20 protein-coding genes and 1 pseudogene are annotated in these 25,814 nt (G+C 50.6%); 16 read left to right on the top strand and 5 right to left on the bottom strand.

Annotated elements, in window-relative coordinates; all coding sequences use genetic code 11:
* Nucleotides 1-56: 56 nt before the first annotated feature.
* The 3 genes and pseudogenes from eno to MKQ68_RS19625 form a co-directional block, all read right to left on the bottom strand.
* Nucleotides 57-1,349: a phosphopyruvate hydratase gene (eno, locus tag MKQ68_RS19635; RefSeq protein ID WP_264280584.1), complete on the bottom strand. Its 1,293-nt coding sequence runs from the start codon at nucleotides 1,347-1,349 to the stop codon at nucleotides 57-59.
* A gap of 57 nt (nucleotides 1,350-1,406) precedes the next feature.
* Nucleotides 1,407-1,871, bottom strand: coding sequence for an AAA family ATPase (locus MKQ68_RS19630; protein ID WP_264283661.1), 465 nt, complete (start codon nucleotides 1,869-1,871; stop codon nucleotides 1,407-1,409).
* Between the two features lie 18 nt (nucleotides 1,872-1,889).
* A pseudogene (locus MKQ68_RS19625) lies at nucleotides 1,890-2,311 on the bottom strand (ATP-binding cassette domain-containing protein); the annotation flags it as partial.
* A gap of 500 nt (nucleotides 2,312-2,811) precedes the next feature.
* Between MKQ68_RS19625 and MKQ68_RS19620 the strand changes: the two are divergent.
* From MKQ68_RS19620 to bcp, 7 genes are all read left to right on the top strand, one after another.
* Nucleotides 2,812-3,474, top strand: coding sequence for a coiled-coil domain-containing protein (locus MKQ68_RS19620; protein ID WP_244842496.1), 663 nt, complete (start codon nucleotides 2,812-2,814; stop codon nucleotides 3,472-3,474).
* Nucleotides 3,474-4,460, top strand: a complete 987-nt coding sequence (locus MKQ68_RS19615) for a PspA/IM30 family protein (RefSeq protein ID WP_244842494.1) — start codon at nucleotides 3,474-3,476, stop codon at nucleotides 4,458-4,460. The genes MKQ68_RS19620 and MKQ68_RS19615 overlap by 1 nt, the downstream gene beginning before the upstream one ends.
* Before the next feature lie 102 nt (nucleotides 4,461-4,562).
* Nucleotides 4,563-6,329 (top strand): OmpA family protein, encoded by a 1,767-nt coding sequence (locus MKQ68_RS19610; RefSeq protein ID WP_264280583.1) that lies wholly within the window; start codon nucleotides 4,563-4,565, stop codon nucleotides 6,327-6,329.
* A 50-nt stretch (nucleotides 6,330-6,379) separates the two neighbouring features.
* Entirely contained in the window at nucleotides 6,380-7,165 is a 786-nt protein-coding gene (locus MKQ68_RS19605; protein ID WP_264280582.1) for an ABC transporter permease, read from the top strand.
* On the top strand, nucleotides 7,162-7,965 hold the full coding sequence (locus MKQ68_RS19600) for an ABC transporter ATP-binding protein (protein ID WP_264280581.1): 804 nt from the start codon (nucleotides 7,162-7,164) through the stop codon (nucleotides 7,963-7,965). Before MKQ68_RS19605 ends, MKQ68_RS19600 begins: the two co-directional genes overlap by 4 nt.
* A gap of 56 nt (nucleotides 7,966-8,021) precedes the next feature.
* Nucleotides 8,022-9,722: a peptidoglycan DD-metalloendopeptidase family protein gene (locus MKQ68_RS19595; protein ID WP_264280580.1), complete on the top strand. Its 1,701-nt coding sequence runs from the start codon at nucleotides 8,022-8,024 to the stop codon at nucleotides 9,720-9,722.
* A 7-nt stretch (nucleotides 9,723-9,729) separates the two neighbouring features.
* A complete protein-coding gene (gene bcp / locus MKQ68_RS19590; RefSeq protein ID WP_244842483.1) occupies nucleotides 9,730-10,191 on the top strand; it encodes a thioredoxin-dependent thiol peroxidase in 462 nt (153 codons plus the stop codon).
* A 557-nt stretch (nucleotides 10,192-10,748) separates the two neighbouring features.
* On the opposite strand, the gene MKQ68_RS19585 is transcribed toward bcp, so the two are convergent.
* A complete protein-coding gene (locus MKQ68_RS19585; protein ID WP_264280579.1) occupies nucleotides 10,749-12,305 on the bottom strand; it encodes an SUMF1/EgtB/PvdO family nonheme iron enzyme in 1,557 nt (518 codons plus the stop codon).
* A gap of 230 nt (nucleotides 12,306-12,535) precedes the next feature.
* On the opposite strand from MKQ68_RS19585, the gene porU reads away from it, so the two are divergent.
* The 7 genes from porU to MKQ68_RS19550 all read left to right on the top strand — a co-directional run bounded on the left by porU (nucleotide 12,536) and on the right by MKQ68_RS19550 (nucleotide 22,437).
* Nucleotides 12,536-15,913: a type IX secretion system sortase PorU gene (gene porU, locus MKQ68_RS19580; protein WP_264280578.1), complete on the top strand. Its 3,378-nt coding sequence runs from the start codon at nucleotides 12,536-12,538 to the stop codon at nucleotides 15,911-15,913.
* A 112-nt stretch (nucleotides 15,914-16,025) separates the two neighbouring features.
* Nucleotides 16,026-17,183 (top strand): type IX secretion system outer membrane channel protein PorV, encoded by a 1,158-nt coding sequence (porV, locus tag MKQ68_RS19575; RefSeq protein ID WP_264280577.1) that lies wholly within the window; start codon nucleotides 16,026-16,028, stop codon nucleotides 17,181-17,183.
* A 135-nt stretch (nucleotides 17,184-17,318) separates the two neighbouring features.
* The gene (ispF, locus tag MKQ68_RS19570; RefSeq protein ID WP_244842473.1) at nucleotides 17,319-17,816 is read left to right on the top strand and encodes a 2-C-methyl-D-erythritol 2,4-cyclodiphosphate synthase; all 498 of its coding nucleotides are present in this window, start codon (nucleotides 17,319-17,321) and stop codon (nucleotides 17,814-17,816) included.
* A 44-nt stretch (nucleotides 17,817-17,860) separates the two neighbouring features.
* Nucleotides 17,861-18,304 (top strand): dUTP diphosphatase, encoded by a 444-nt coding sequence (gene dut / locus MKQ68_RS19565; protein WP_244842472.1) that lies wholly within the window; start codon nucleotides 17,861-17,863, stop codon nucleotides 18,302-18,304.
* A gap of 1 nt (nucleotide 18,305) precedes the next feature.
* Entirely contained in the window at nucleotides 18,306-20,063 is a 1,758-nt protein-coding gene (locus tag MKQ68_RS19560) for a tetratricopeptide repeat protein (protein ID WP_264280576.1), read from the top strand.
* A gap of 34 nt (nucleotides 20,064-20,097) precedes the next feature.
* The gene (gene lolB1, locus MKQ68_RS19555; RefSeq protein WP_264280575.1) at nucleotides 20,098-20,931 is read left to right on the top strand and encodes a lipoprotein insertase outer membrane protein LolB1; all 834 of its coding nucleotides are present in this window, start codon (nucleotides 20,098-20,100) and stop codon (nucleotides 20,929-20,931) included.
* Nucleotides 20,932-21,036: 105 nt separating this feature from the next.
* On the top strand, nucleotides 21,037-22,437 hold the full coding sequence (locus MKQ68_RS19550; RefSeq protein ID WP_264280574.1) for a murein hydrolase activator EnvC family protein: 1,401 nt from the start codon (nucleotides 21,037-21,039) through the stop codon (nucleotides 22,435-22,437).
* 67 nt (nucleotides 22,438-22,504) lie between these two features.
* Here the strand turns inward: MKQ68_RS19550 and bshA are convergent, their stop codons facing one another.
* Nucleotides 22,505-23,626: an N-acetyl-alpha-D-glucosaminyl L-malate synthase BshA gene (gene bshA / locus MKQ68_RS19545; RefSeq protein WP_244842465.1), complete on the bottom strand. Its 1,122-nt coding sequence runs from the start codon at nucleotides 23,624-23,626 to the stop codon at nucleotides 22,505-22,507.
* Between the two features lie 213 nt (nucleotides 23,627-23,839).
* On the opposite strand from bshA, the gene MKQ68_RS19540 reads away from it, so the two are divergent.
* The gene (locus MKQ68_RS19540) at nucleotides 23,840-25,213 is read left to right on the top strand and encodes a M20/M25/M40 family metallo-hydrolase (RefSeq protein ID WP_264280573.1); all 1,374 of its coding nucleotides are present in this window, start codon (nucleotides 23,840-23,842) and stop codon (nucleotides 25,211-25,213) included.
* Nucleotides 25,214-25,228: 15 nt separating this feature from the next.
* Complete coding sequence (locus MKQ68_RS19535) at nucleotides 25,229-25,618, top strand: hypothetical protein (RefSeq protein ID WP_264280572.1); 390 nt, start codon at nucleotides 25,229-25,231, stop codon at nucleotides 25,616-25,618.
* Nucleotides 25,619-25,814 lie beyond the last annotated feature (196 nt).

The following is a 25,814-nucleotide window of genomic DNA, read 5'->3' as shown; positions in this document are numbered from 1 at the left end:
TGCGGGCCCCCGGTTAATGTCTCGATGTGTTGACCACTAAATAACGTTATAATTGGTTATTTCTTACCAAATGTAACGGAATTTTTCGGATAAATGGCGGTCTCACCCAGCAGCTCCTCAATACGGATCAGCTGGTTGTATTTCGCCATCCTGTCTGTACGGGAAGCAGAACCAGTCTTGATCTGACCACAGTTCAATGCAACCGCCAGGTCAGCGATCGTTGTATCTTCTGTTTCGCCGGAACGGTGGCTCATAATGGAAGTGAAACCAGCTTTGTGCGCCATGTTCACTGCATTGATGGTCTCTGTAACTGTACCGATCTGGTTTACTTTGATCAGGATAGAGTTAGCGATGTTCTGGTCAATACCTTGTTTCAGACGTTTAACGTTCGTTACGAACAGATCGTCACCTACCAGCTGTACGTTGGCACCAACTGCTTCTGTCAGTTTTTTCCAACCGTTCCAGTCGTCTTCGGCCATACCGTCTTCGATAGAAACGATGGGGTATTTTTTGCACCACTCAGCCCAGTAAGCTACCATCTCGTCGCTGGAGATAGATTTGCCGGAGCTTTTGTAGAATTTGTAAGTGTTATCGGCCTCGTTGTACATTTCGCTGCTAGCAGCGTCCAGTGCAATCGCTACCTGGGTACCTGGTTTGTAACCAGCAGCCTCAATCGCCTGAATAACGGTTTCGATCGCCTCTTCATTGCTCTGGATGTCAGGAGCAAAGCCGCCTTCGTCACCTACGTTCGTGCTATAACCTTTCTTTTTCAGTACAGACTTCAGGGTGTGGAAGATTTCAACGCCCCAGCGCAGCCCTTCAGAGAAGGTGTCAGCGCCAACTGGCACGATCATGAACTCCTGGAAGTCGATTTTGTTGTCGGCGTGCGCACCACCGTTGATGATGTTCATCAGCGGCATTGGCAGTACGGAGCCGTTAACACCACCCAGGTAACGGAACAGGGGCAGGTTAGCTACTTCAGCAGCAGCTTTCGCTACAGCCATGCTCACCGCCAGGGTTGCGTTAGCGCCCAATTTGGCTTTGTTTTCGGTACCGTCCAGCTCGATCAGCAATTTATCAATTCCTGCCTGGTCTGTTACGTCCCAACCTTCCAGCTCGGGCGCAATAATCTCGTTCACGTTCTTAACAGCCTGTAATACGCCCTTACCAACGTAAACGGATTTGTCATTGTCACGCAGCTCTACCGCTTCGTGTTTACCAGTGGAGGCGCCGGATGGTACGGCTGCGCGTCCAAAATGACCGTCTTCAGTGGTAACGTCTACTTCTACAGTAGGATTGCCGCGGCTGTCAAGGATCTGCCTGGCATGGATTTGTGAAATAATGCTCATAATGATAAATTATTGAAAGGTTTTTCTGTTTTTCCTCATTTACTTAGACAAATTCTATCACTTCTGGGTCTTTTCTCTGAAAATATCCTCCAGTGATTGCGAATTGCTTCGCAAAGAAAGGATGTTTCGGTTATTTATCAAAGCGAATTGTAATAGGTTTTTCCGTACCGCCTCAAGGTCGTCGGAGTATAACTGCCAGGTATTGTTATCCCGCGCCAATGCCCGGTTTACCTGGCCTAAACTTTCTAACTCCTCTTTGGTGGCGATTTCGCCGAAGCTAACCTCTACAAACCCTTGTCCCATCTGCTGTAGATTGGTAATCGAGTCGTCGGCGATGATGTTGCCTTTGTTAATAATGATTACACGGCTGCACATTGCTTCCACCTCCTGCATAATGTGGGTGCTCAACATCACGGTTTTATTTTGTCCCACATCTTTGATCAGCTGCCTGATCTCCGCCAGCTGGTTCGGGTCCAGGCCGGAGGTCGGCTCGTCCAGTACCAGTACTTCCGGGTCGTGCAATAACGCCTGCGCCAGGCCAACGCGTTGTTTGTAGCCTTTTGACAGCGCACCAATCTTTTTATTCCGCTCCGGGTTTAAGCCGGTGCGCTCTATCATCTCATTAATGCGGCCAGTCGTCTGAGCGCCCAGGTTGTGTACACCCGCCACAAACTCCAGGAACTCGCGCACATACATGTCGAAATATAAAGGATTAGCCTCGGCCAGGTAACCTACGCGCTTACGAACTTCCATGGGCTGTTGAGCCACATCAAACCCGCAAACTACAGCCTTGCCGGAGGTAGGGGTAAAAATCCGGTGATGATTTTCATCGTGGTGCTTTTACCTGCGCCGTTAGGCCCCAGGAAGCCAACGATCTCTCCTTTGTTCAGCTGAAACGATACGTCTTTTACGGCCTGCTGCTCGCCATATACTTTATGAAGATTTGTTACCGTGATAGACATGCTGTGCTTTATTGGATAGCTAAAGTAGTAAAGTTTTAAAATATAGTTTTCCTTTAATCCGCACCGCCTGCAGGTATAGGTTGTAAATCGCAGCGACGTCCGCTTTAATGAAATGTTAAAATCTATGCCCAAAAGCTTTTAAATATTTAAAATCACTGCACCCGCAGCACACCTCCGGAATTTTGCAGATGTTGAATTTGTTATAATTTTACGTCGTCAATATGATAAATGACAATGTAGAAAACAACACTCTCTCAAATGATATGAATACTCTGTAAAGCATTACGGAATATTTGTACAACCTTCCCCCGATTGGTAATATAGAAACCCAGCCGCCAGGTAAGCTCCGAATGTAGCGCGCAACATCGCGTACTGCTATTCTGTACATGCTTTCCAGATGACGTCGTGTCACCTATCATCAATGGTACGCCAATGGCCTCGCAAGTGCACGTGCGATCGCTATGCCTACCCGCTTTTGTCACCATTTTATACTAAAAACAATGGCAAACCTTTTCAAAAAGGCGCTAGGGCTCTTCGTGGAATTTGAGCCCGATGGGAATAGTGCGCCCTCACCAGGCAGTAATACTGCCGCTTATATTCCGCAAGTACAGGACGCGCCACTGAAGGCAACAGCGGCGGCCATGTCGGCCGAGGATGTCGACAAGTTTGAGCAACACTTTTTACGGTTGTTCGAACAAAGTAATCTGCCCGGACCGGATTATTTCGAGTTCTGGAAGATGATGGAAACATTGGAATCGCATCTGCCCGAAGAAAAAGCCCGCATGTCGGCGGTGTTCGCAACACTCGGCGTGCAGGGACTTACAAAAGACAAGCTGCTGCAAACCGCCGCGCAATACAAAATGATCGTGGAGCAGGACCGGCAACAGTTCGATAAAGCTGCGGGCGACAAAGCTTCGCAGGAGATCGAAGGACGTAAACACCAGCTGGCGGACCTGGAAAAAGCGATCGCTGATAATGCGGCCCTTATCCAAAAGCTGACGCAGGAAATACAGGCGGCAAAGGATAATGCGAATGCACTTCGAACGGAAGTGACAGAATACGAAAGGAAGATCGCCGTAAGCCGGCAGGGCTACCAGGTGGCGAGTGAAGCAATGATCAATAAAATTATTACTGACATTCAAAAAATTCAAACATCACTGTAATGGAAACACAATTCTTCCCCGCAGCATCCGATCAAAAACTAAAGTCGTACTGGAACAGGCCCGGTGGTAAGTTCGGTATCGTCATTGGTCTTGGCCTGCTCGTCCTCATCGGCTACTACGTTATTCCCATCCTCACACAAGTGGTTTGGAATACCGTCAACTTCGGCATCGCACTGGTGTGCCTGGGCATATTCCTGTACGCCGTCACGCATCGTAAACTGCGGCTCGCACTGTTCTACTTCTACGAATGGCTCATGAAAAAGCTGATCGGCGTAGTGATAGAACTGGACCCGTTCCTGATCGCAGAAGATTACATCAACGACATGGAAGAACAGCGGGAAAAGCTGTATAAACAGTCGGTGGATGTGGATGCGCAAAAGGAAAAGATCGACCTGAAAATCGTGGATAAAGAAAGGGAGATGGGCCACCTCATCGGCCGGGCAAAGGCAGCACAAAGTAATAACATGCTGCCTGAACTAGGCAACGCTACGCGGCAGATCGCACGACTGAAAGAGTACGTGATGCAGCTGACGCCCATCCGCGATAATCTCGCCCGCATTGGCGACTATCTCACCAAGGTGCATAAAAACAGTGCCTACCTGATTGAAGATGCGCGCAATGAACTGGAATTGAAGAAGGACCTGTATAAGTCGGTGACGTCCGGCAACAGGGCGCTCAGCTCCGCGCTCAAAATATTTAAAGGCGATCCCGAAAAGAAACTGATGGTGGAACAGTCCATGGAATTTTTGAAGGAAGACATCGCCAGCAAACTGTCGAGTATGAAGAAGGCGATCAATTACTCGAACGACTTTATGCGCTCTATCGACCTCGATAATGCGACTTATGAATTACAAGGCCTGCAAATGCTGGAGTCGTTCGATCCTGATAAGGAGTTTAAACTGAACACACAGAAATGGGAGCCTTCGAATGTGGAACGTAAACCTGGTACAGTAGCGAAAGATAATTACAACGATCTCTTAAGTTAAAATAAGCATAGCACCCGCCCCGAAAGGCTGCACAGAGAGGCGGTCCAGGCGGAGCTATGCCCTGAACTAAAACACACTTTATCACGCTAAAAACACACAACAATGTCAGTTAAAGTAAAACCCGGCGGTAAAATTTTAGGTATCATCCTCGTATTAGGCGGTATATATGCCGCGAAAGTATTTTGGTGGGATAAACGTCCCCAACAGGCAAGGGCATCTGCAGAAATAGGTAAAGTTAAGTTACCCGATGCACCTGAAGCTTCTTTAAGTAAAGATGCAGTCATGCTGCCTTTGCCTGGCACCGAAGAAGCCATGAACGGCGGTACAAAGATCAGCTGGCGCATCATGGCCTGGAACTCGCAGTTCCCGCTGATGTACGCGAACGGCGGTGCCAATACGACAAAGGGCTCCCTGCTCGACAAAGCCAAACTGCAGCTGGAAATCGTACGGCAGGACGACTGTAACAAGTCTATCGCCGATATGGTAAAGTTTGCGCAGGAGTATAAGAACAATCCGAACGCTCCCGGTGTGTTCGCCTCCTTCATGGGCGATGGTATGCCGATGTTCTTCGCCGCACTGGTAAAGGAATTGGAGCCGCTTGGCCCGGACTACCAGCCTATTGCTTTTTACACCATGGGTAAAAGTTATGGGGAAGATAAACTGATGGGCCCTATAGACTGGCAACGCGACCCGAATAATGCGATCGGCAAAACTGTGTCCTGCGTGCTGCGCGACGGTGATATGAACATTCTCGTAAAGTGGGCCGGCGATAATGGGCTTCGGGTAAACCCGGATGAAACGACTTATGATCGTAATGCCATCAACCTGATCGCAGCGAACGACTTCCTGGATGCCGCGAACAAATACATCACCGGTTACAAGGAATCGCGCAAACTGGTGGTAGATGGTAAAAAACTGAGCCAGGACACCACGGTAGGTGTAGATGCCGTAAGCACCTGGACGCCCGGCGACGTGAACATTGCGCAGAAGCGCGGCGGACTCGTAAACATCGCATCTACCAAAGAGTACAGCGCGCAGATGCCGAACATTACCATCACGATCAAGAAGTTCGCCTACGATCACCGCACCGATATGGAAAACCTGATCATGGCGCTTTCGCAGGCCGGTGACCAGGTGCGCTCCTTCAACGAGGCGAAAGCCTTTGCGGCAGACGTATCCGCCAAAGTGTACAACGAGCAGGATGGCGCGTACTGGCTGAAATACTATAACGGCGTAGAAGAAAAAGACGCGCAGGGACTGAAGGTACACCTCGGTGGCTCCATGGCCTACAACCTGGCCGATGCGGCGAACATGTTCGGTTTAGGTAAAGATGGAATTGACCGTTACAAGATCGTGTACAACACCTTCGGCGACATCCTCGTAAAAATGTACCCGGAGCTGGTACCAGCGTACCCGGTGTACAGCAAAGTGGTGGATAAATCTTTTATTACCTCCGTGGTCTCCAATCACCCCGAACTGCTGGAAGGTAGTGTGATGAAGGAAGAATACGCAGGTGAGATCACCAAGGAAGTGTCGTCGAAGTCGTACGAGATACAGTTCGAAACCGGTAGCGCGCAGATCAGGAAAGTATCGTACCCCGTGCTCGACGAGATACTGCAAAGCGCCGTGGTAGCCGAAGGGTTGAAGCTCGGCGTATATGGCCACACCGATAACGTAGGTAACGATCAGTCGAATATGTTGCTCTCCGAAGAGCGGGCCACCGCAGTAAAAACGTACCTGCAGAGCAAGGGCCTTTCATCCAGCCGGGTAGAAGCCAAAGGTTACGGCGCTACCAAACCCATTGCCGATAATGATAACGCTGCCGGTCGCGCCAAGAACCGTCGTGTGCAGATCGTATTAGGTAACTAACCCTTAGCATGCTGCGCCCGTAAGTGCAGCATGCTCTTAAATCCTTTAACATGCAACGTTTACGACAATTCTTTGAGCCGCTGCGGATACTGAATAAACGTACGCTCACGCTGCTGATCGTGACGGAAGTGCTGCTGGCGCTGGTAGCCTGGCAGTTAACCGGCGGCGGACTCATTCCCACGCCAGCCAAAGTAATGGCTGCATTAGGACATATTATACAGATGCCCGACTTCGCAGACAACCTGTTCGCCAGTCTGGCCCTCACTATCAAAGGTATGGGCATCAGTATCGTGATCGCTTTGCTGATCAGTTATTTGTCCATCGTACCCGTGTTTCAGCCTTTTGCCCGATTCGTGATCAAGTGCCGTTACCTCACGTTGACAGGGTTGATCTTCCTGTTTACATTACTTACGCAAAATGGCCACCAGCTTAAATTAAGCCTGCTCATATTCGGTATCGTTCCTTTTTTTGTGACCTCGCTGTTAAGTGTGATCGACAACATTCACGCGCAGGAATTTGAACTATGTACCACCCTTCGCATGAACAGCTGGAAGTCGCTCTGGGAGGTGGTGATCGTCGGCCGGCTCGATCAGGTGTTTGAAGTAATGCGACAGAACTTTGCGATCGCCTGGCTGATGATTACCTCTGTTGAAGGGCTAAGTATGAGTGAAGGCGGCCTGGGCGTCATGCTCATTCGTGCGAACAAATACGTGCAGCTTGATGTGGTATTTGGCACGCTCGTCATCATCTTCATCATTGGTTTACTGTTCGATTACCTGCTGGGCGCGCTGCGGCACTGGCTATTTCCTTACACTAAATTAACCGTACGCCGATGAGTGCATATACCAAACACGAAGTGTTATTGAGCGCAGAAAATATAGGCATGCAGTATGGCGACAAGGTTGTACTGCGCGATGTAAACTTTGCTATCCGCGATATTCACCGCGAAGGTTTGCACCAGGGGCAGGTGGTGTCGCTCGTAGGTCGCAGCGGCATCGGCAAAACACAACTGTTCCGCATCCTGTCCGGATTGCTGCAACCTGTTACCGGCACGGTGCGCATCGATGAAGATCAGCATATCGTGAAGCCGGGAGAAGTAGGCATCGTGCCGCAAAACTACATGCTGTTCAATCACCGCACGATCTATCAAAACTTAAAGATCGGGGTGGACAGTGCAGGGGGTGGATTAAATGACGCCGCCAAAAGAAAGCTGATTGATGAATACGCGAAGGCTTTTGAATTGCAGGAACACCTGAAAAAATACCCGGCGCAGCTGAGCGGTGGCCAGCGGCAGCGGGTGAGTATCATACAGCAGGTGCTTACGGGCAACCGTTTTATATTGCTGGATGAGCCCTTTTCGGGTCTGGACGTACTCATGATCGATCGCGTAACGGCGCTGCTGCAAAAGATATCTACGCTCAATGAACACAATACGCTCATCATCGTAAGTCACGATATTGAGAACGCCGCTGCCATATCAGACATGGTGTGGATCTTAGGTACAGAAGAAGGTAAGCCCGGCGCCACCATCGTAAAGGAGTACGATCTTTGCGCGATGGGCCTGGCCTGGGAGCCACACATCCGCGAAAACATGGCTTTTGTAGAGCTGCTGGCCGATATACGCCGACGTTTGTAGCCATGCGCATTTATAAGCGGAAAGGCCGGTTATTCCTTTATCCTTACATTTGCAGGATGAAGAAATTAATCGGCCTTTTTCTTTTAGCACCGGCATTGGCATTTGCACAGGACCTTCCCGTGAAGAGCTATCCCAAAGGGTATTTCCGCAATCCACTCGAAATTCCCATCCTGTTGGCGGGCAACTTCGGTGAACTTCGTCCCAATCACTTTCACTCCGGCCTGGACATTAAAACCCAGCAACGTGAGAACCTGAGAGTACTGGCCGCCGCCGAAGGGTACGTAAGCCGCATCGGCATATCGCACACCGGCTTTGGTAACGTGGTATATATCACGCACCCAAATGGCTATACGACTGTGTACGCCCACCTCAACCGTTTCTTTCCAACCCTCGAGCAATACGTAAAGCAAAAACAATACGACCAGCAAAGCTGGGCCATCGACCTGGTGATTCCCGCGCACCTCTTCCCCGTGAAGAAGGGCGATTTCATTGCCTGGAGCGGTAACACTGGCGGCTCTGCAGGTCCGCACCTGCACTTTGAAATAAGAGATACAAAGACAGAAAAGCCCCTGAACGGCCTGCTGTTCGGCTTCGGCGTGCCCGATACCCGTGCGCCCGAAATACAACGTATCGCTATTTACGACCGCAACCGCAGCCTGTACGAGCAAACGCCTGTAATGGTAGCGGTGACGCGTAATAAGGCCGGTCAGTACGTAGCCGCCAAACCATTGGTAAAAGTGAATACCGACAAAGCCGGCGTGGCCATTGGTGCGCTGGACAGGCAAAGTAATTCGGATAACCCGAACGGTATTTTCCAGGCGATCGTGTACGATAATAATGTGCCCTTAAGCGGTTTCCTGCTCGATGATATTGGCTACGACGAAACCCGCTACCTCAATGCGCACGTGGATTACAAGATGAAGAAAGGTGGTGGCCCGTATGTGCAGCTCATGTACGCCCTGCCCGGTAACCCGCTTGGCATTTACCACGACCTGCGTGGCGAAAACGGTATGGTTGATTTATCGGACGGTAGACCGCACGCCATGAAAGTGGAAGTGAAGGATGCAAATGGTAATACCTCGACTGTAAGCTTTTCCTTACAACAGGAAAGCAAGTCGCCTGCCGAAGGGGCTTGTGCCAACACCATGTTCACCGATTCGCGTAACATATTCGAGAACAACCAGGTGGAGTTTTTCCTGGAAGAAGGTTCGATCTACGACCGCATTTGTTTCCGCTATACAGAGTTGGCAAATGCAACTGCCGGGGCGTATTCCAACACGTATCGCCTGCACACCGCGCTGGTGCCGGTCCACAGCAACTTTAACGTGCGCATAAGGCCTACGAAAGCTGTTCCCGCTCACCTGCAAAGTAAGATGGTGATGAAACGCAGTGGATTGGGCAGCAGTGTGGCCGCCGCCACTTATGAAGATGGCTGGTTCAAAGCGTCTTTCCGCGATTTTGGTGATTTCCAGCTCGCGATTGATACCGTGAAGCCAAAGATCACGCCGGTAGGTGGTGTTAAGACCGGCATGAACGCAGGGGCGCTCACCAGGATGTCATTCACCCTCAGCGATGCCAGCGGTATCAAATCCTATCGCGCCGACCTGGATGGCAAATGGCTGTTGTGCTCCCGCAAAGGCAATACGATCACTTATACCTTCGATGAGCATTGTTTGCCAGGCAATCACGAACTGGTAGTAACTGCCTACGACATTGCCGGCAACGAGGCTACCTATACGATTAAATTCAAACGATAAAGCACAGATGTTTCATTTGAAAGAAGGCGACAAAGCGCCCATATTTAAAGGGATCGACCAGAACGGAAAGAAGGTGTCGCTCAATGATTTTAAAGGCAAAAGAGTAGTGCTTTATTTCTATCCGAAAGACAGTACCGCCACCTGCACCGTGCAGGCCTGCAACCTCCGTGATAACTACGCGGATCTTACCGCGCAGGGCTACGAGGTGGTAGGCGTAAGCGCCGACTCAGAAAAGAGCCACCAGAAGATCATCACGAAAAACAGCCTGCCCTTCACCTTACTGGCCGACGAAGACCGCACCATTCTTAACCAGTACGGCGTGTGGGGAGAAAAGAAATTCATGGGCCGCATCTTCGACGGCATCCACCGCACCACCTTCCTGATTAACGAAAAAGGCATCATCCACAAGATCATTCGCAAGCCGCAAAGTAAACGGCACACCGAGGAGATACTGGAGATGTGGAAATAAGTCCTGTCAACTATAGGAAAGCGCTCTTTACGGGGCGCTTTTTTTTATGTCACCAGCTTCAGCCTTTCTCCCCATCCGCCGTTGCGTCGCTCCCTTCAACAGCAGTCCTCCCCTCAACCCGGTAATATAGTATAAGAATCCTGGCTACATCCTCCATGCATCCTTCGTACATCCTTCGTATATGGTTCGTACATCCTTCGTATATGGTTCGTATACATACGAATGATATACGAATTATTTGCGAAGTATTTACGAAGGATCTACCTAGGATTCAATAAGGATGCAGCTTCTTATGTAGAAGGATGCCTGTCGGAGGAAGCGATTTGGGAAAAAAAGAGGTGTTTGCGGTGATGGTATTTTAACTTTTGGCGCTGGCGATTCGCGGCCTGGGGCGAAAGTGCGCCCCGGACGATTGTGTCAATAGGTGCTTGGCCACGAGTGCTCAATGGTTGAAGCGTGCGACGGCGGGTGAGAAGGGGAACAAATGCCGGGTTACAAAAAAGAAAAAGGGCCGTATCCCGAGGATACAGCCCTTGTATAGCGTAGTTTAAGCTGAATTATCTTTTCTGGCGCTGTTTGCGGAACAGGTTGCCGGTTTTGAACTTGTTGCCTTCGGGGCTACCCACGCGGTCCATCGCGCAACGGAAACCTACCGTGTTAGTGGCCATGTCTTCCTGCATGAAGCGGCGGGTGCCCGGGGACAGCCAGTAAGCGCGGTCGTTCCAGCTACCACCTTTGATCACACGGGATTTGTCGTTGATGAGGGTGGTAATACCGTAACCATACTCTACCAGTGACAGGGAGTCACCATCGAGGTAGTTGATTACATCACCTTTCTGGTAGTTGAGGCGGCTGGCGCTCTCTTCATCCGTTACGTCACGCATGCGGAGCTGACCCAGGCTGTCTTTTTCCAGTTCGTTCTCTGAGTTCAGGTATACCGTCTGGAATTTGTTACCACGGAAGTAGTTAAAGTCGTCGCCGTCGATCGCCGTGAGGGGACGGTAAACGTCTTGTACCCACTCGCTTACGTTACCAGACATGTTATAGATACCAAAAGTATTCGGGAAGTAAGTGCTAACGGCGGCGGGGATAGAGGCACGGTCGTTCAGGCCGCCTGCCATACCCATGTTGTCGCCGGAGCCACGTTTGAAGTTCGCCAGGAACTCACCCTGCCATTTACCGCGGCGGATGTCGCGGAGGCCGGAGTTGTTAGTTCCCCAGGAGTAGATCTGTTTGTTCATGATCAACTCTTCACCCCTGTTGCCTTCTTTTTTGGAAGGGTTCGGGTTTTGGCCGATATAACCGAGGGCAGCGTACTCCCACTCAGCTTCTGTCGGGAGGCGGTAGTTCGGCAGCATCAGACCATCTTCGAACTGTGCGCCACGCGGCGTACCATCGGGGTTCTGGAACTGCTTTTTAGCACCTTTGGACATTTTGCCCGGCGTGCCTTCGTACAGGCCGGCCATATAAGACTTACTGTCGAATGTATTATCATCTGCCTGGTTGGTAATGTCTGCCTTAGAAAGCAGGCCTGCATCCATCAGCAGTTTTTCGTTTACGCGGTTAGAGCGCCATTTAGCGTAGTCGGTGGCCTGTTTCCAGGTTACGCCTACTACCGGATAATCATTATAAGCCGGGTGGCGGAAGTAGTACTCTACCAGTGGCTCGTTGTAAGCCAGCTCGCTACGCCAGACCAGGGTGTCAGGGAGGGCGTTGCGCACGACTTCGGGGAATGATTCGTTGTACATGCGGGTAAGCCAGTACAGGTACTCGCGGTAGTGTACGTTGGAAACTTCCGTTTCATCGATGTAGAAGGAGGAAACCGTGATCCTGCGGGGGATATTGTTCCATTCCATCATCACATCCTGCTCGGTCGCACCCATGGCGAAAGTACCGCCCTGTACGAAAACGAGACCAGGACCAGTTTGCTGGTCCACGTTCTTAGCGACGCTGAAGCCGCCCATTTTTTTATCGTTGTAAGCCCAACCTGTGGCAGAAGAAGATTGTTTCTTTTTCCCGAACAGGCCGCCGCCACCGTCTTTATTACAAGAGGTAGCACCGCCGAGTATGATTCCGGCGCCTACGAGCAGTGATAAGGAGGTTAATCTACGCATGTAATTCAGCTTTTTATAAGATATTTCAATAGGTAAACGCAAATGTAATATTTTTTATTTCATAGCAAAAATAATTAATCTGTAAATGCATGCCTGATAGGTCATGCTTCCGATTAAAGATCAGTGCCTTGTTTAGGGTTTTTACCCCGTTTTACACTTATTTTCCACACTCCGGGGTTTGGAATATCCACTGCTTACTGTAGGTTTGTAAAAACCAGGCTGCATTTGCAATGGCGATATCCCGTGTTCCCTTCCTGCTCATTTTATTCCTTTGCACAGGCATCAAAGCTTATGCCCAAAGAACTTATGCTTCCCATTCCGTACTGGCCGACGGCAGCTGCTATAAACTGGCGGTTACCGGTCCGGGCGTGTACAAGATAGACATTTCCCTGCTTAATAGTATGGGAATTAATACTTTAAATCTTTCTTCCGCCTCCGTACGATTGTTTGGATACGGTGGCGCTATGCTGCCGGAAGATAATGCCAGCCCCCGTTTCGATGATATTCCTGAAAACGCGATCTACATACACGACGGAGGTGACGGTACTATTAACGGCAACGATTACATTTTATTTTATACGTCCGGCAATGAAGCATGGCAGCCTAACGCACAACATTTTCAGCATCAGTCACATCTGTATGCGGACACTGCCTATTATTTCCTGAAAATCGGCGGAACAGGTAAGCGGGTGGTGTTGGATAACGGTCAGCCGGCTGCCGGTAAAACGATTACCACTTACGACTTCCGTGCTTATACAGAAAACGATAAGGTGAATGTATTGGGTAGTGGGCAACGCTGGCTGGATGAGGAAATGAACGCCAATGCGTCCAGCCGTAATTACCCGTTTACAGTGCCTGCGGGTGGCCTTACCAATGTATTTATTCGTGCTTCCGTAGCAGCGAAAAGCGTGGGCAGCAGCCGTTTCAACATACTCATGAACCAATCGCAGGTGCAGGCCCTGTACCCCGACCCGATCAGCGGTAACGTATTCGAAACCCAGGTAACCTCGGTGAATAGCCTGCTGCCCGTAACCGGCACCGCCAATTCCGCCACTGTGGGCGTACAATTTGTTCCGGCAGGTGGTGCGCAGGGCTGGGTAGACTTTATAGAACTACATGGCCGCGCGAAGCTGGCCGCTCCTTCTGAAGGTCAAATGCTGTTCCGCGACCGGCAAAGCGTTGCCGCCGGCAGCACCGGGCTTTTTAAGCTGGCCGGTGTGAATGCACAGGTGTGGGACGTGACCAATGCCCTGGAGCCGGTGCAGGTAAATGCCAGCTTTTCGGCAGATACCTTGCGTTTTATCCGCGACTGCAGTGTGTTGCGCGAGTATGTTGCCTTCCAGGCGGCCAGTTTGCCCGCACCGCGGTTCATTGGTGCAGTCGGCAACCAGGACTTGCACGGGGAAACGGCGCCAGGTATGGTGATTATTACAGCGCCCGAATTACAGGCGCAGGCGCAACGACTGGCAGCTTACCACCAGCAACGCGATGGGTTAAGTAGTCTCGTCGTAACGCCCGCGACGATCTATAACGAGTTTGCTTCCGGCCGGCAGGACCCATCTGCCATCCGCGACTTCCTTAAGATGTGCTATGATAAAGGTCCGGCTCCGAAGTACCTGTTGTTGTTCGGCGATGCATCGTACGATTATAAAAACCGGGTAACGGGCAACACCAACCTGGTGCCTACCTGGCAAAGTCCCGCTTCGGCAGATCAGATCAATTCCTACGCTTCCGACGACTTCTTCGGCTTGTTGGATGATAACGACGACGTGAACACCTGGTCGCCCATCAGCCTGTTAGATATTGCCATCGGCCGCCTGCCCGCCAAAACACCCGCGGAGGCCGGCGTTATGGTAGATAAGATCATCGGTTACCATAGCCCCCAGGCCTTTGGCGCCTGGCGCAATCGCATGACCTTCGTGGCCGACGATGAGGATGGCAACCTGCACCTCGAAGATGCCGAAACCGTGAGCAATATTATCGTACAGGAAAGCCCCCAGTTCGGCGTGCAGAAGATTTATGCAGATGCCTATCCGCAGGCATCGCTGGCCGGCGGTACCCGCTATCCGGCCGTGAATGATGCCATCAACGCCGGTATGTTCAACGGTACGCTCGTTTGGAACTACACCGGCCATGGCAGCTTTTTACGTCTCGGTGAAGAAGTGCTGCTCGACGAAAGTATGATGGACACCTGGAACAACGAACACCGCCTGCCCCTGATGATCACCGCTACCTGCGACTTTGCGCCCTTCGATAATCCAGCTTATACTTCACTGGGCGAAAAGATGATCCTTCGCGAAAAGGGCGGTGCCATCGCATTGATGACCACTACCCGTGCCGTATTCGCTTATTCCAACCTGGTGATGAACGCCAACTATATCCGTTTGGCCTTTGCGCCGGACGTGGACGGGAACATGCCCAGCCTGGGACGGGCGGCCATGCTGGCGAAGAACTTTACCTACAGCAGTTTTACCGATGTAGTGAACAACCGTAAGTTCCAGCTGCTGGGCGATCCGGCGCTTACACTGGCTTTCCCCGGGTTGAAGGTGCGGGCAGATTCGATCAATGGCGTGCCCGTGGGCGCTACTGATACGTTAAAGGCGCTGGGCAAGTATACCTTCAGCGGGAGCGTAACCAATGTGGACGGTCAGCTGGCGGCGGGTTACAATGGCGACCTGGAAGTAACGATTTACGATAAGCCCGAGCAGTTGGTGACACGCGGCAACGACCCGGGCAGTAGTGTAACGCCCTTTATGCAGGAGCATAATATTTTATTTAAAGGCCGCGCAAGTGTGGTAAATGGAAGGTTTAGTCATACCTTTGTAGTGCCGGCAGACATTGATTATAAGCCTGGTACAGGAAGAATCAGCTACTATACTTATAACAAACAACAGGACGGAGCGGGTTTTTATAATAGTGTAACGATAAGTGGCGCCGCTTCATCAGCCAACGATCAGCAGGGCCCCTCGCTTAAAGCCTGGATGAACGATTTTAGCTTCACTAACGGAGGGCTCACCGGCGAAAACGCCGTACTGCTCATCCATCTTTCGGACGAAAACGGGATCAACACGACCGGCCGGGGTATTGGACATGACATTGTAGCCATATTGGACGACAGCAGCAGGTATTTCGTACTTAACGACTTTTACGAAGCCACGAAAGACGATTACCGGCAGGGCACTATTCGTTACCCTATCAGCGGGTTAACGGAAGGCACGCACACCTTAACCATCCGCGCCTGGGATACCCATAATAACTCAGGTACCATCCAGATCCGGTTCACGGTGCGGAACAGTAAGGCCCTGGCAGTGGAAAAGGTGGGGAACTATCCCAACCCGGTGAGAGAGGAAACAAAGTTCTTTTTTTCTCATAACCAACAAAATGTTGACCTTGATATAGTTGTACGGATTTTTAGTCTTCAGGGCCAGCTGGTACGCACCCTGAAGCATACAATAAATAGTTCCGGCGGCCGTTATGATGGCATTATTTGGAACAGAAGAGCCGACTCGGGAGTTAGAGTGCCCCATGGAATATATGTGTATGAGCTATTAATCGACAACAGACAGGGCAAATCAAAAAAGTTTGGCGGGAAGCTCATATTATTATAAATTACATATTAAAGGCAAGTGGAACTAGTCGTTTAAATATCTCTTTGCTTGAATAATACAAATTAGATATTATTTTTACATCTGATAAACTCACATTAAATCAAATATTGCAATGTATCGAAGGATAATAACGGCTGTAGCATGTATTCTTTCCTTATCCCTTACCCAAAAAGCTTTTGCTCAGGATACACTTTCCACCGGCAGGCTCGACGGAAGAATGAATGCTATTAATACTGCCGTTCCCTTTCTCCGTATTTCCCCAGATGCCAGAAGCGGTGCGATGGGCGACGTTGGGATCGCCATTTCGCCGGATGCCAACTCCATTTTCTGGAACCTTTCAAAGGTGCCATTTGCTTCCAAAAACTCCGCAGTAGCCGTTACTTACACTCCCTGGCTGAAAGAGCTGGTGAACGACGTGTTCCTCGCTACGGTGAGCGGATATACAAAACTGGATGAGAATTCCGCCGTATCGGGTTCATTGCGTTATTTTTCACTGGGTACCATCGAGTTTACCGACTTTACCGGTGGCTCGCTCGGTAACTATCGCCCCCGCGAGTTCGCGATCGACGCAGGTTATGCGCGTCGTTTGAGTGAAAACTTCGGTATGGGCGTGGCTTTACGTTTCATTAACTCTAACCTGGCTTCCGGTAACCTCGACGGGCAGAATATTCGTCCGGGCCGCGCCGTTGCAGCCGACGTTTCGGGTTACTATACCAAAGAATACGAGAAAGAAGATGGTTCTGCCAACAACGCCCTCAGCCTGGGTTTTGCCATTACCAACGTAGGTAGCAGGATCTCCTACACCCGCGCCGCCGACAAAAAGGATTACCTGCCTACTAACCTCGGTTTGGGTGCTGCTTATACCTTCGGTATCGACGAATACAATAAGATCTCTCTTGCACTGGATATCAACAAACTGCTGGTACCTACACCAGATACCGCAACGGGTCAGTATCCTGATAAAGACGCAGTGGGCGCTATTTTCAGCTCCTTCGGCGACGCATCTTTCAAAGAAGAATTACATGAGCTGATGTACTCTGCCGGTGCGGAATACTGGTACAACGACCAGTTTGCGGTGAGGGCCGGTTATTTCAGCGAGCATAGAACGAAAGGTAACCGCAAGTACTTCACGGCCGGTTTAGGTGTGAAATACGACATCTTCGGGCTTAACTTCTCCTACCTGGTGCCTTCTGGTACAGGCATTCAGAAGAACCCACTGTCTAACACACTGCGCTTCACGCTTACTTTCGATCTTTCCCGCGACGAGTAGTTATTACTGAAGATATAGGGTGAACGTCCCCCGTAGTACTGCTGCGGGGGACGTTCCTTTTAAACAGGCTTTTAACTTTTTAAAGCCTAACTTAGCGGCCAGTCGTATTAACATTATTATTAAGCAATTATAAGGATGAGTAATTTAAGAATCGGCTTTGGTGTAGACTTTCACCAATTGGTAGAGGGCAGGGATTTTTGGTTAGGTGGCGTATTGGTGCCGCATGAAAAAGGCGCATTAGGTCATAGTGATGCAGACGTTTTGTTACACGCAATTTGTGATGCCATGCTGGGCGCAGCTGCGCTGGGCGACATCGGTGTACATTTTCCCGACACGGACCAGACTTACAAAAACATTGACAGTAAGATCCTGTTAAAGCGCAGTATGGAACTGATCGCAGAGAAAGGCTTCAGCGTAGTGAATATGGACGCAACGCTTTGCCTGCAGGCACCTAAAATAAAACCGTTCGTGCCGCAGATGCAGGAGGTGATTGCCAAACTGCTGGAGCTTACGACAGACGAAGTATCCATTAAAGCTACCACCACCGAAAAGCTGGGATTTGTGGGCCGGGAAGAAGGCGTAGTCGCCTATGCTACCGTGTTGCTCGAAAAGCAGCAGAGCAGCGTACGATAGGCTTTTTCTTTCTGATAATGAGTGAATCACAATACCTTTGTTAAATGGCAGATATTTTAGTCAAATTCATTAATAAGTCCGACAATCCATTGCCGGCTTATGCTACGTCCGACGCGGCTGGTATGGACCTTCGCGCTAACCTCGAAACACCCATCACCCTGCAACCGCTGGAACGTACGCTGGTACCAACCGGCCTGTTCATGGAAATGCCTTCCGGTTACGAAGCGCAGGTGCGCCCACGCAGCGGTCTGGCCATCAAACAAGGTCTTACCCTGTTAAACACGCCCGGCACGATAGATGCAGATTACAGGGGAGAGATCAAAATAATTATCATCAACTTGTCTAACGAACCGCAAACCATTCAGCATGCCGACCGCATTGCACAAATGGTGATTGCGCCGGTAGTACAGGTGAAAATAACCGAAGCAGCCGAACTGACCGATACGGAACGTGGCGCAGGCGGCTTTGGTCATACCGGGAAATCGTAATATGCGTACGACCCTTAGCATCATATTGATCATGGCCGGTTTGTGGGCTGCCGCCTGCAAGTCCGGCAAAAACGCACAGCGTGGCCGCGTGTCTGTTATCAGAGACCCCGGCCTGCTGCAACAGCGTGCGGACAGCTTTTTCTATGCCGCACAACGATCTAAAATGCTGGGGGACTATCGCACCGCTATTACCCACTACTCCGATTGTCTTCGCCTCGACCCGGACAATGCCACTGCTTATTACGAAGTAGGCCGCCTGTTCATGGAGCTGCGTAACGCGCAATATGCACTGGGCTTCACGCGTAAAGCCGTAGTGCTGGACAGTACGAACAAATGGTTCAAAATGGCGCTGGCAGATGCCTTCGCCGTAAACGAAATGTTCGACAGTGCTGCCCTCGTATACGCTACATTAAGCCGCCAGTTCCCCGAAAACGACGACTACAAGTTTAACCATGGCGCCTTCCTTTCCCGGGCAGATAAGTTGACCGAGGCGCTGAACGTTTTCACGAAGCTGGAAGAAAAAACCGGTCCCGTTGAAGAGGTAGTGTACCAGCGGCAAAAGCTGCTCGTCAAACTAAACCGCCTGGATGAAGCCGCGGCCGAAATCCACAAACTGGTAGAGTTGAATCCGGACGAGCCGCGTTATTACCTTTTGCTCGCCGAATTGTACGACGCCAACGACATGATTCCCCAGGCGAAAGCCATGTACGATACCATCCTGCAGAAAGATCCTTACCATCCGCGTGCGCTGATCGCATTTGCCACGTACGCTAAAAAGGAACGCCGGATGGACGACTACTGGAAGTTCCTGACCCGCGCCTTCGCTAATCCCGACTACAGCATCGATGAAAAAGTAGCGTATGTTTTTCCATACCTGCAAATGCAGTCCCTGGACAGTGCCAAACTGGAAGAAGGCCTGCTGCTCAGTAACCTGATCATCAATGCCCATCCGGAGGAAGCAAAAGCATTTGCCCTGCGTGCAGATATGTTTTCGCAGGCCGATATCATTGACAGTGCGCTGGTGAACTATCGCAAGGCGGTAACGCTGGATAGCTCGCGGTTTACCGTCTGGTACCAGCTGATGTGGTTATACTCCCGCAACGACCAGGCAGATTCGCTGTTACATGTGAGCGAAACCGCCACCCAGTTATTCCCGCAGGAGTTTATGGGATTCTACTTCAACGGCATGGCGAACTACTTTAAGCAGCAGTACGATAAGGCCGTAAAATCGCTCAATCGCTCTTTACAGATCGGCGCAGGCGAACCGCGTTATCGTGCGGACGTATATGCCCTGCTGGGCGATGTGTACCACGCGACGGGGCAGCACCGCCTGTCGGACAGTAGTTACGATAACGCACTGGCCATTCGTCCGAAGGATGATGTAGTACTGAATAACTACAGCTATTACCTGTCGATGCGCGGCGAAAAGCTGGAAAAGGCCGAGCAGATGTCGCGCTACTCCCTGGAGTTGCGGCCCGACAATCCGGTATACCTCGATACCTATGCCTGGATATTATTCCGCATGGGCCGGTACGAATTGGCACGGCAGTGGATAGAAAAGGCATTACAACACCCACAGGCGCAACAGGACCCGGACGTGCTGGAGCACTATGGCGATATCCTGTTCAACCTGAAAGAAGAAGAAAAAGCAGTGATGTACTGGCAGCAGGCAAAAGAAAAGGGCGCATCGTCCATCAGCCTGGCCAGGAAAATTGCAGAGAAACGATATATTAAACCAGGGGCTGCATCGCAGCAATAACTGAGCCCCCGGCATTAAGCGAACTAATTTAATCATGAGAAGAACTGTCTTACTACAAAGCATTGTTGCCATCCTGAGCCTGGCGCTATTATCCTGCGGTTCCGCTAAAAAGATTACGCGGGCCAGCTTTCCTTCCGATACGACCGGCGTTGTGAAAAAAGATTCCTCTGCTGCCACCAATGAAGCCGATCGCGCGCTGGCGGCAGGCATCGTAGAAAAAATGAAGGCCAATCACATCGACTTCAAAACATTTGAAGCAAAGCTGAAAGTGGATTACGCCAACGACAAAGGCACCTCTTTCAATAATATCCGCGTGAACATTCGTATGATCAAAGATAGTGTGATCTGGATCTCAGCTTCTGTATTGATCCTGGATGACGTCGTGCGTTGTATGATCACGAAAGACAGTCTGAAACTGGTGAACAGGAAAGACAAGACCGTGATGCTGCGCGACATTGCACAGGCCCGCGAAACCCTGAACATTCCGTTCGACTTCAATACCCTGCAGGACCTGCTCGTAGGTAATGCCATCTATTTTAATGACTCGATCAGCAATATCGTAAAAACCAACTCCGTGGTATCGTTTACCTGTCAGCACCCGGAACTGGTGAGCCTGTTCAATGTTTTTGCCGATGATTTTGGCTTGCAGCAGAGTAAAGTCACCGACAAGGATGCGGCAGGCCGTTCCTGCGAGCTCACCTATGGTGAATATAAGAACGTTCAGGGGCGCAAATTTCCCACCCAGCGCCGCATTTATATAGAAGAGAAGAACATTTTAAAGATCGCGATGGACTTTAAAGATAAGATTGAGTTTGACTCGCCTGTGTCCATTCCGTTCCGTGTACCGGCCAACTATACCAAAGAATAAAACGTCAACGGCTATTCGTGGGCAATCAATTTTAATTATTAACGTTGTATATTTATCGTTTATATAACAGTTTACCGGGCTCATTTTAAATTTATCATGTTGCAATTGAAAAGAATTATCCCATTTATCTTGCTGCTCACCTTTACCGTTCCTGCTATTGTGTACGCACAACAAACGCGGGAGGAACTTGAACGCCAGAAAAGGGAACTGCAACAGGAGCTGGCCGAAGCCCAGGCGGCACTGAATGAAACGAAAAAATCTTCCAAACAAAGTTTGATGCAGCTGAACGCGCTGCGTAAAAAGATACAGACCCGGGAAGGCATGATCCGCAACATCAATGGTGAGATCAACTTTATAAACGGGGATATCAATACTGCCCTGCGCGATGTAAAAACGCTGGAGCGCGACCTGGATACACTTAGGGCACAATATGCACAACAGGTAGTGTACGCGTATAAGAACCGCGGTACCTACGGCATGCTCAACTTCGTATTTTCTGCCCAAAGCTTTAACGATGCCGTACGCCGTTATGAGTACATGAAGCGTTACCGCGAATACCGCAAGCGCCAGGCCGACAATATTGTGCAAACCACCGGGCAGTTGAAACTGAAAGTGAAGAACCTGGAAGAGCAGCGTGGTAAACGTGCCGTAGTGCTTAAAACGGAGCAGGAGCAACGCGAAGTGCTGGAGCGTGACCGTAAGGAGAAAAATGAGCTGGTGACCCAGTTGCGCGGTAAGGAAAAAGAACTGAACGCCGATATCGCAAAAAGTAAAAAGGAGCAACAACGGATACAGGCCAACATTCGAACGATCATCAATCGTGAGATGGAGGAAGCGCGTAAACGTGCCGCCGCGGAAGAAGCAGCCCGTAAAGCCGCGGAAGCCGAGCGCCGTAAACGTGCCGCTGCGGAGGAAGCTGCCCGCAAAGCCGCCGCTGCCGCCGCTAATAACAATGCGACTGAAAACAATAACGCCGCTAATCCACCGGCGAAACCGGCAACACCCACACCGCCTCCAGCTAAACCTGCCGCTGCAGAAAAGCCGGTTACGATGTTTAATGATGGTTCCGAGTTCGCTAATCTCTCGGGGCGCTTCGAAGATAACCGCGGTAAACTGCCATGGCCGGTGACCTCGGGCACAGTAGTAGCGGAGTGGGGCGAGCAGCAGGTAGATGAGCTGAAGATCAGGATGAAGTCGATGGGTATCCAGATCGTTACGCAGAAAGGTGCCGCGGTACGTGCCGCCTTCGATGGTGAGGTGCTGGCAGTGTACAATGCGGGAGGAGGCAGTGGCTGGAGTGTGATCATTTCACACGGCCGTTACTTCACTAACTACGTACACTTAAGTTCTTATTCCGTAAAGAAAGGCGACAAGGTAAAAACCGGCCAGTCGCTCGGAACAGTGCAGTTCAATGCAGAAGAAAATAAGAACCTGCTGGAATTCCAGATCTATAAAGACAGCGGTGAGAACAGCCTGAACCCACGTTCATGGCTCGCACCGAGATAAGATATAAACGACATAAAAAATCCCGCAACGGTAAACGTTGCGGGATTTTTATTTTAACGCAGGCTGATTAGCTGATCAGCTTTTCATACAATTTCTCGTACTGCGGAATGATATTATCGATGTGGAAACGAAGTGCCTGTTCCAGCGCGCCCTTACGCAGCCGAGTCAATAAGTCCTCGTTCTGCAATGCTTCTATCGCGTGCGCGGCCATCCGGTCTACATCGCCAACAGCGGCAGTATAACCAGTTTGTCCGTGGATGTTCACTTCCGGTAAACCGCCTGCATTGGAAGAAATAACCGGCACCTCAGAAGCCATGGCTTCCAGTGCGGCCAGGCCAAAGCTTTCGTAGTCAGAAGGCAGGATGAACAGGTCGGCGATCGACATCACATCTTCCAACTGTTCCTGTTTACCTACAAAACGTACATCGTCGCAGAGATTCATTTCGCGGCACATACACTCGATCATCGGGCGGTCGGGCCCATCACCCACCAGTAATAACTTGGCAGGCATCTTCTCACGTACCTGTTTAAAGATCTTCACTACATCGGGTACACGTTTCACCTTACGGAAGTTGGATACGTGCAGCAGTATCTTTTCACCATTGGGCGCAATCGCCTGGCGAAAGTGCGGCAGCTCGCGGCGTTTAAAACGCGCGGTATCCACGAAGTTGTAAATCACTTCAATGTCCTTATCGATCGGGAATGACTTAAACGTTTCCTCGCGCAGGTTGTTGGATACGGCTGTAATGGCATTAGACTCGTTGATGGAGAAGGTAACTACGGGGGCGTAGGTCTTATCCTTGCCCACCAGTGTAATGTCTGTACCATGCAGCGTCGTGATGAACGGTATTTGTCTGCCTTGCTTGGCCACGATCTGCTGCGCCATGTATGCGGTAGAGGCGTGCGGAATGGCATAGTGTACATGCAGTAAGTCCAGCTGCTGGTTCAGGATCACATCCACCATGGTGCTGCTAAGCGCAGATTCATAAGGTGGGAAGTCGAAAAGAGGATAGGTGGGCACCTGTACCTCGTGATAGTAAATATTCGCATGGAAGGCGTTGAGACGTACTGGTTGCTGGTAAGTGATAAAGTGCACCATATGCCCCTTATCTGCCAGCGCCTTTCCGAGTTCTGTTGCCAGCACCCCGCTTCCTCCATAGGTCGGATAACACACGATACCTATACGCATGAAGTTGTTTTTAAGATAATTACACAATTGCGGCCCCACAAGGCCGGCCTTTCGTGGAAACATCGCTCTGGCTGGTTCCTTTCCGGTCGGCCGCATACGGCCGCTCAACAATTGCTGTTTCGCCTGCGAAGGTAAACTACAAAATTCAAATCGCCCCTATTTGCAGGAGCAGCGGTAATTAATTAGCTTTAATTTAAAATCCGGACCAGCTGAATGAAAAAGCACTTATTACTTATCCTGGCCTGCGGTTCCTTCCAGTTTAGTTTTGCACAAACAAAGGACTCCGTGGACATACGAAGGATTGCCAACGAAATTCTCTCCAACAGTAAAGCTTATGATGATTTAAGGGTACTCACTAAAACCATTGGCGCTCGCCTGGCAGGCTCACAAGGCATGGTGAAGGCCGAAAAATGGGGCGTGAACGCACTCAAAGCCGCCGGTGCCGATTCGGTGTACCTGCAGGAATGTATGGTGCCTCATTGGATCAGGGGCACAAAAGAGCAGGCCCGCATTATCTCCAACCGCCGCGACATGGTGGCCCCGCTGAACATCGCCGCATTGGGAAACTCGGTAGGTACGGGTGCCAAGGGTGTTACAGCGCCGGTGATAGAAGTGAAATCCTTCGAGGAACTCGATCAGCGCGCAGTCGAAGTAAAGGGGAAGATCGTCTTTTATAATTATCCCTTCATCGATACACACGTTAAAACTTTTAATTCCTATGGCGATGCGGTGAAGTATCGCGGACAGGGTGCCAGCAGGGCCGCGAAGTATGGCGCGGTGGCCGTAGTGGTGCGGTCCATGACGCATAGCACCGATAACCATCCGCACACTGGCTCTGTCAATTACGCGGAAGATGCGCCAAAGATACCCGCAGTGGCGATTGGTCTGAAAGATGCCGACCGTTTCAGTAAACGCATCGCCAATGATCCGTCCATGAAACTCGCGCTGCACACCAATTGTCAGAAGCTGCCCGATACGATCGGCCATAACGTGATCGGCATCATCCGCGGCAGTGAGTTCCCGAATGAATACATCACAGTGGGCGGTCACCTCGACAGCTGGGACCTGGCCGAAGGCGCACATGACGATGGAGCCGGTTGTGTACAGTCTATTGAAGTGCTGCGAGCTTACAAAGCACTAGGCATTCGTCCCAAACGTACGTTGCGCGTCGTATTGTTTGCCAACGAAGAAAACGGCGCCCGCGGTGCTGCTAAATACGCAGATGAAGCCAAGGCAAAAAATGAGCAGCATGTATTTGCCCTCGAAAGTGATGCCGGTGGCTTTACGCCGCGCGGTTTTATGCTGGAAATGGAGCCTGCAAAAAGGGCGAAGATCATCTCCTGGAAACCGCTGTTGCTGCCTTACGGCCTGTATGACTTTGACGAAGCAGGTGGCGGTGTGGACGTAGGTTTCCTGCATCGCGCGATAGGAACACCCATGGGTGAACTTTCACCCGACTCGCAACGTTATTTTGATGTACATCATGCCGCGTCCGACGTGTTCGAAGCCGTAAATAAACGCGAGCTGGAGCTGGGTGCCGTGGCGATGGCAGCATTGTTGTACCTGGTAGATCAACACGGACTTTAAACCATTTGCCATTATATGCGTCGTTTCATTTTTATTATCGCAGCCGTCATTGTACTGGCCATCGTGAGCTGGGGGTGGTTCCAGTTCTTCTTCGTATTCGGCGAAGGCCCCCGCGCCGGCGAGCTTAACTACATCATGAAAAAAGGCTACGTCTGGAAGACCTACGAAGCCAAGATCATACAGGTTGGCTTCAAAGGGGGCTCAGGTTCCTTTCAGTCTAACGAGTTCCAGTTTTCGGTGGAGGACGAGCGCGTAGCCCGGCAACTCATGGCCAACAGCGGCAAATGGGTAAACGTGCATTACCGCGAGTACAAAGGGGCGTTGCCGTGGCGGGGAATGAGCAGGTATGTGGTGGATAGTGTGATCAGTGTGAGCAATTCGCCGACGGGTACAACATTGCCTTAGTTATATTATGGATTTGTCGCGAATGAATTGGAGCATCTTGCGTGCAAACTGATGCGGAAGTATGCTTCATTTCATTCGCAATAACAATTGGTGGATCACGTTCCATCATCACCTGTAGGCGTAAACGAAGCAATCAAAGGCCCGTCATTGCTACCGCAGGGAGCAAACCTCCGCAACTGTCTTTGCTATAGTAAAA

Source organism: Chitinophaga horti, from assembly GCF_022867795.2.
GTDB classification, from domain to species: Bacteria; Bacteroidota; Bacteroidia; order Chitinophagales; family Chitinophagaceae; genus Chitinophaga; species Chitinophaga horti.
Note: the sequence above shows the minus strand (reverse complement) of the source record. Positions and strands in the feature narration are given on the sequence as shown.

What these genes read in the sequence shown, in the direction of transcription:
- MKQ68_RS19560 (WP_264280576.1), top strand. Translation starts at nt 18,306, where the DNA reads ATGCGTACGACCCTTAGCATCATATTGATCATGGCCGGTTTGTGGGCT.
- lolB1 (WP_264280575.1), top strand. Translation starts at nt 20,098, where the DNA reads ATGAGAAGAACTGTCTTACTACAAAGCATTGTTGCCATCCTGAGCCTG.
- MKQ68_RS19605 (WP_264280582.1), top strand. Translation starts at nt 6,380, where the DNA reads ATGCAACGTTTACGACAATTCTTTGAGCCGCTGCGGATACTGAATAAA.
- MKQ68_RS19595 (WP_264280580.1), top strand. Translation starts at nt 8,022, where the DNA reads ATGAAGAAATTAATCGGCCTTTTTCTTTTAGCACCGGCATTGGCATTT.
- porV (WP_264280577.1), top strand. Translation starts at nt 16,026, where the DNA reads ATGTATCGAAGGATAATAACGGCTGTAGCATGTATTCTTTCCTTATCC.
- MKQ68_RS19620 (WP_244842496.1), top strand. Translation starts at nt 2,812, where the DNA reads ATGGCAAACCTTTTCAAAAAGGCGCTAGGGCTCTTCGTGGAATTTGAG.
- MKQ68_RS19615 (WP_244842494.1), top strand. Translation starts at nt 3,474, where the DNA reads ATGGAAACACAATTCTTCCCCGCAGCATCCGATCAAAAACTAAAGTCG.
- MKQ68_RS19585 (WP_264280579.1), bottom strand. Translation starts at nt 12,305, where the DNA reads ATGCGTAGATTAACCTCCTTATCACTGCTCGTAGGCGCCGGAATCATA.
- ispF (WP_244842473.1), top strand. Translation starts at nt 17,319, where the DNA reads ATGAGTAATTTAAGAATCGGCTTTGGTGTAGACTTTCACCAATTGGTA.
- MKQ68_RS19610 (WP_264280583.1), top strand. Translation starts at nt 4,563, where the DNA reads ATGTCAGTTAAAGTAAAACCCGGCGGTAAAATTTTAGGTATCATCCTC.
- MKQ68_RS19540 (WP_264280573.1), top strand. Translation starts at nt 23,840, where the DNA reads ATGAAAAAGCACTTATTACTTATCCTGGCCTGCGGTTCCTTCCAGTTT.
- porU (WP_264280578.1), top strand. Translation starts at nt 12,536, where the DNA reads ATGGCGATATCCCGTGTTCCCTTCCTGCTCATTTTATTCCTTTGCACA.
- eno (WP_264280584.1), bottom strand. Translation starts at nt 1,349, where the DNA reads ATGAGCATTATTTCACAAATCCATGCCAGGCAGATCCTTGACAGCCGC.
- dut (WP_244842472.1), top strand. Translation starts at nt 17,861, where the DNA reads ATGGCAGATATTTTAGTCAAATTCATTAATAAGTCCGACAATCCATTG.
- bshA (WP_244842465.1), bottom strand. Translation starts at nt 23,626, where the DNA reads ATGCGTATAGGTATCGTGTGTTATCCGACCTATGGAGGAAGCGGGGTG.
- MKQ68_RS19535 (WP_264280572.1), top strand. Translation starts at nt 25,229, where the DNA reads ATGCGTCGTTTCATTTTTATTATCGCAGCCGTCATTGTACTGGCCATC.
- bcp (WP_244842483.1), top strand. Translation starts at nt 9,730, where the DNA reads ATGTTTCATTTGAAAGAAGGCGACAAAGCGCCCATATTTAAAGGGATC.
- MKQ68_RS19600 (WP_264280581.1), top strand. Translation starts at nt 7,162, where the DNA reads ATGAGTGCATATACCAAACACGAAGTGTTATTGAGCGCAGAAAATATA.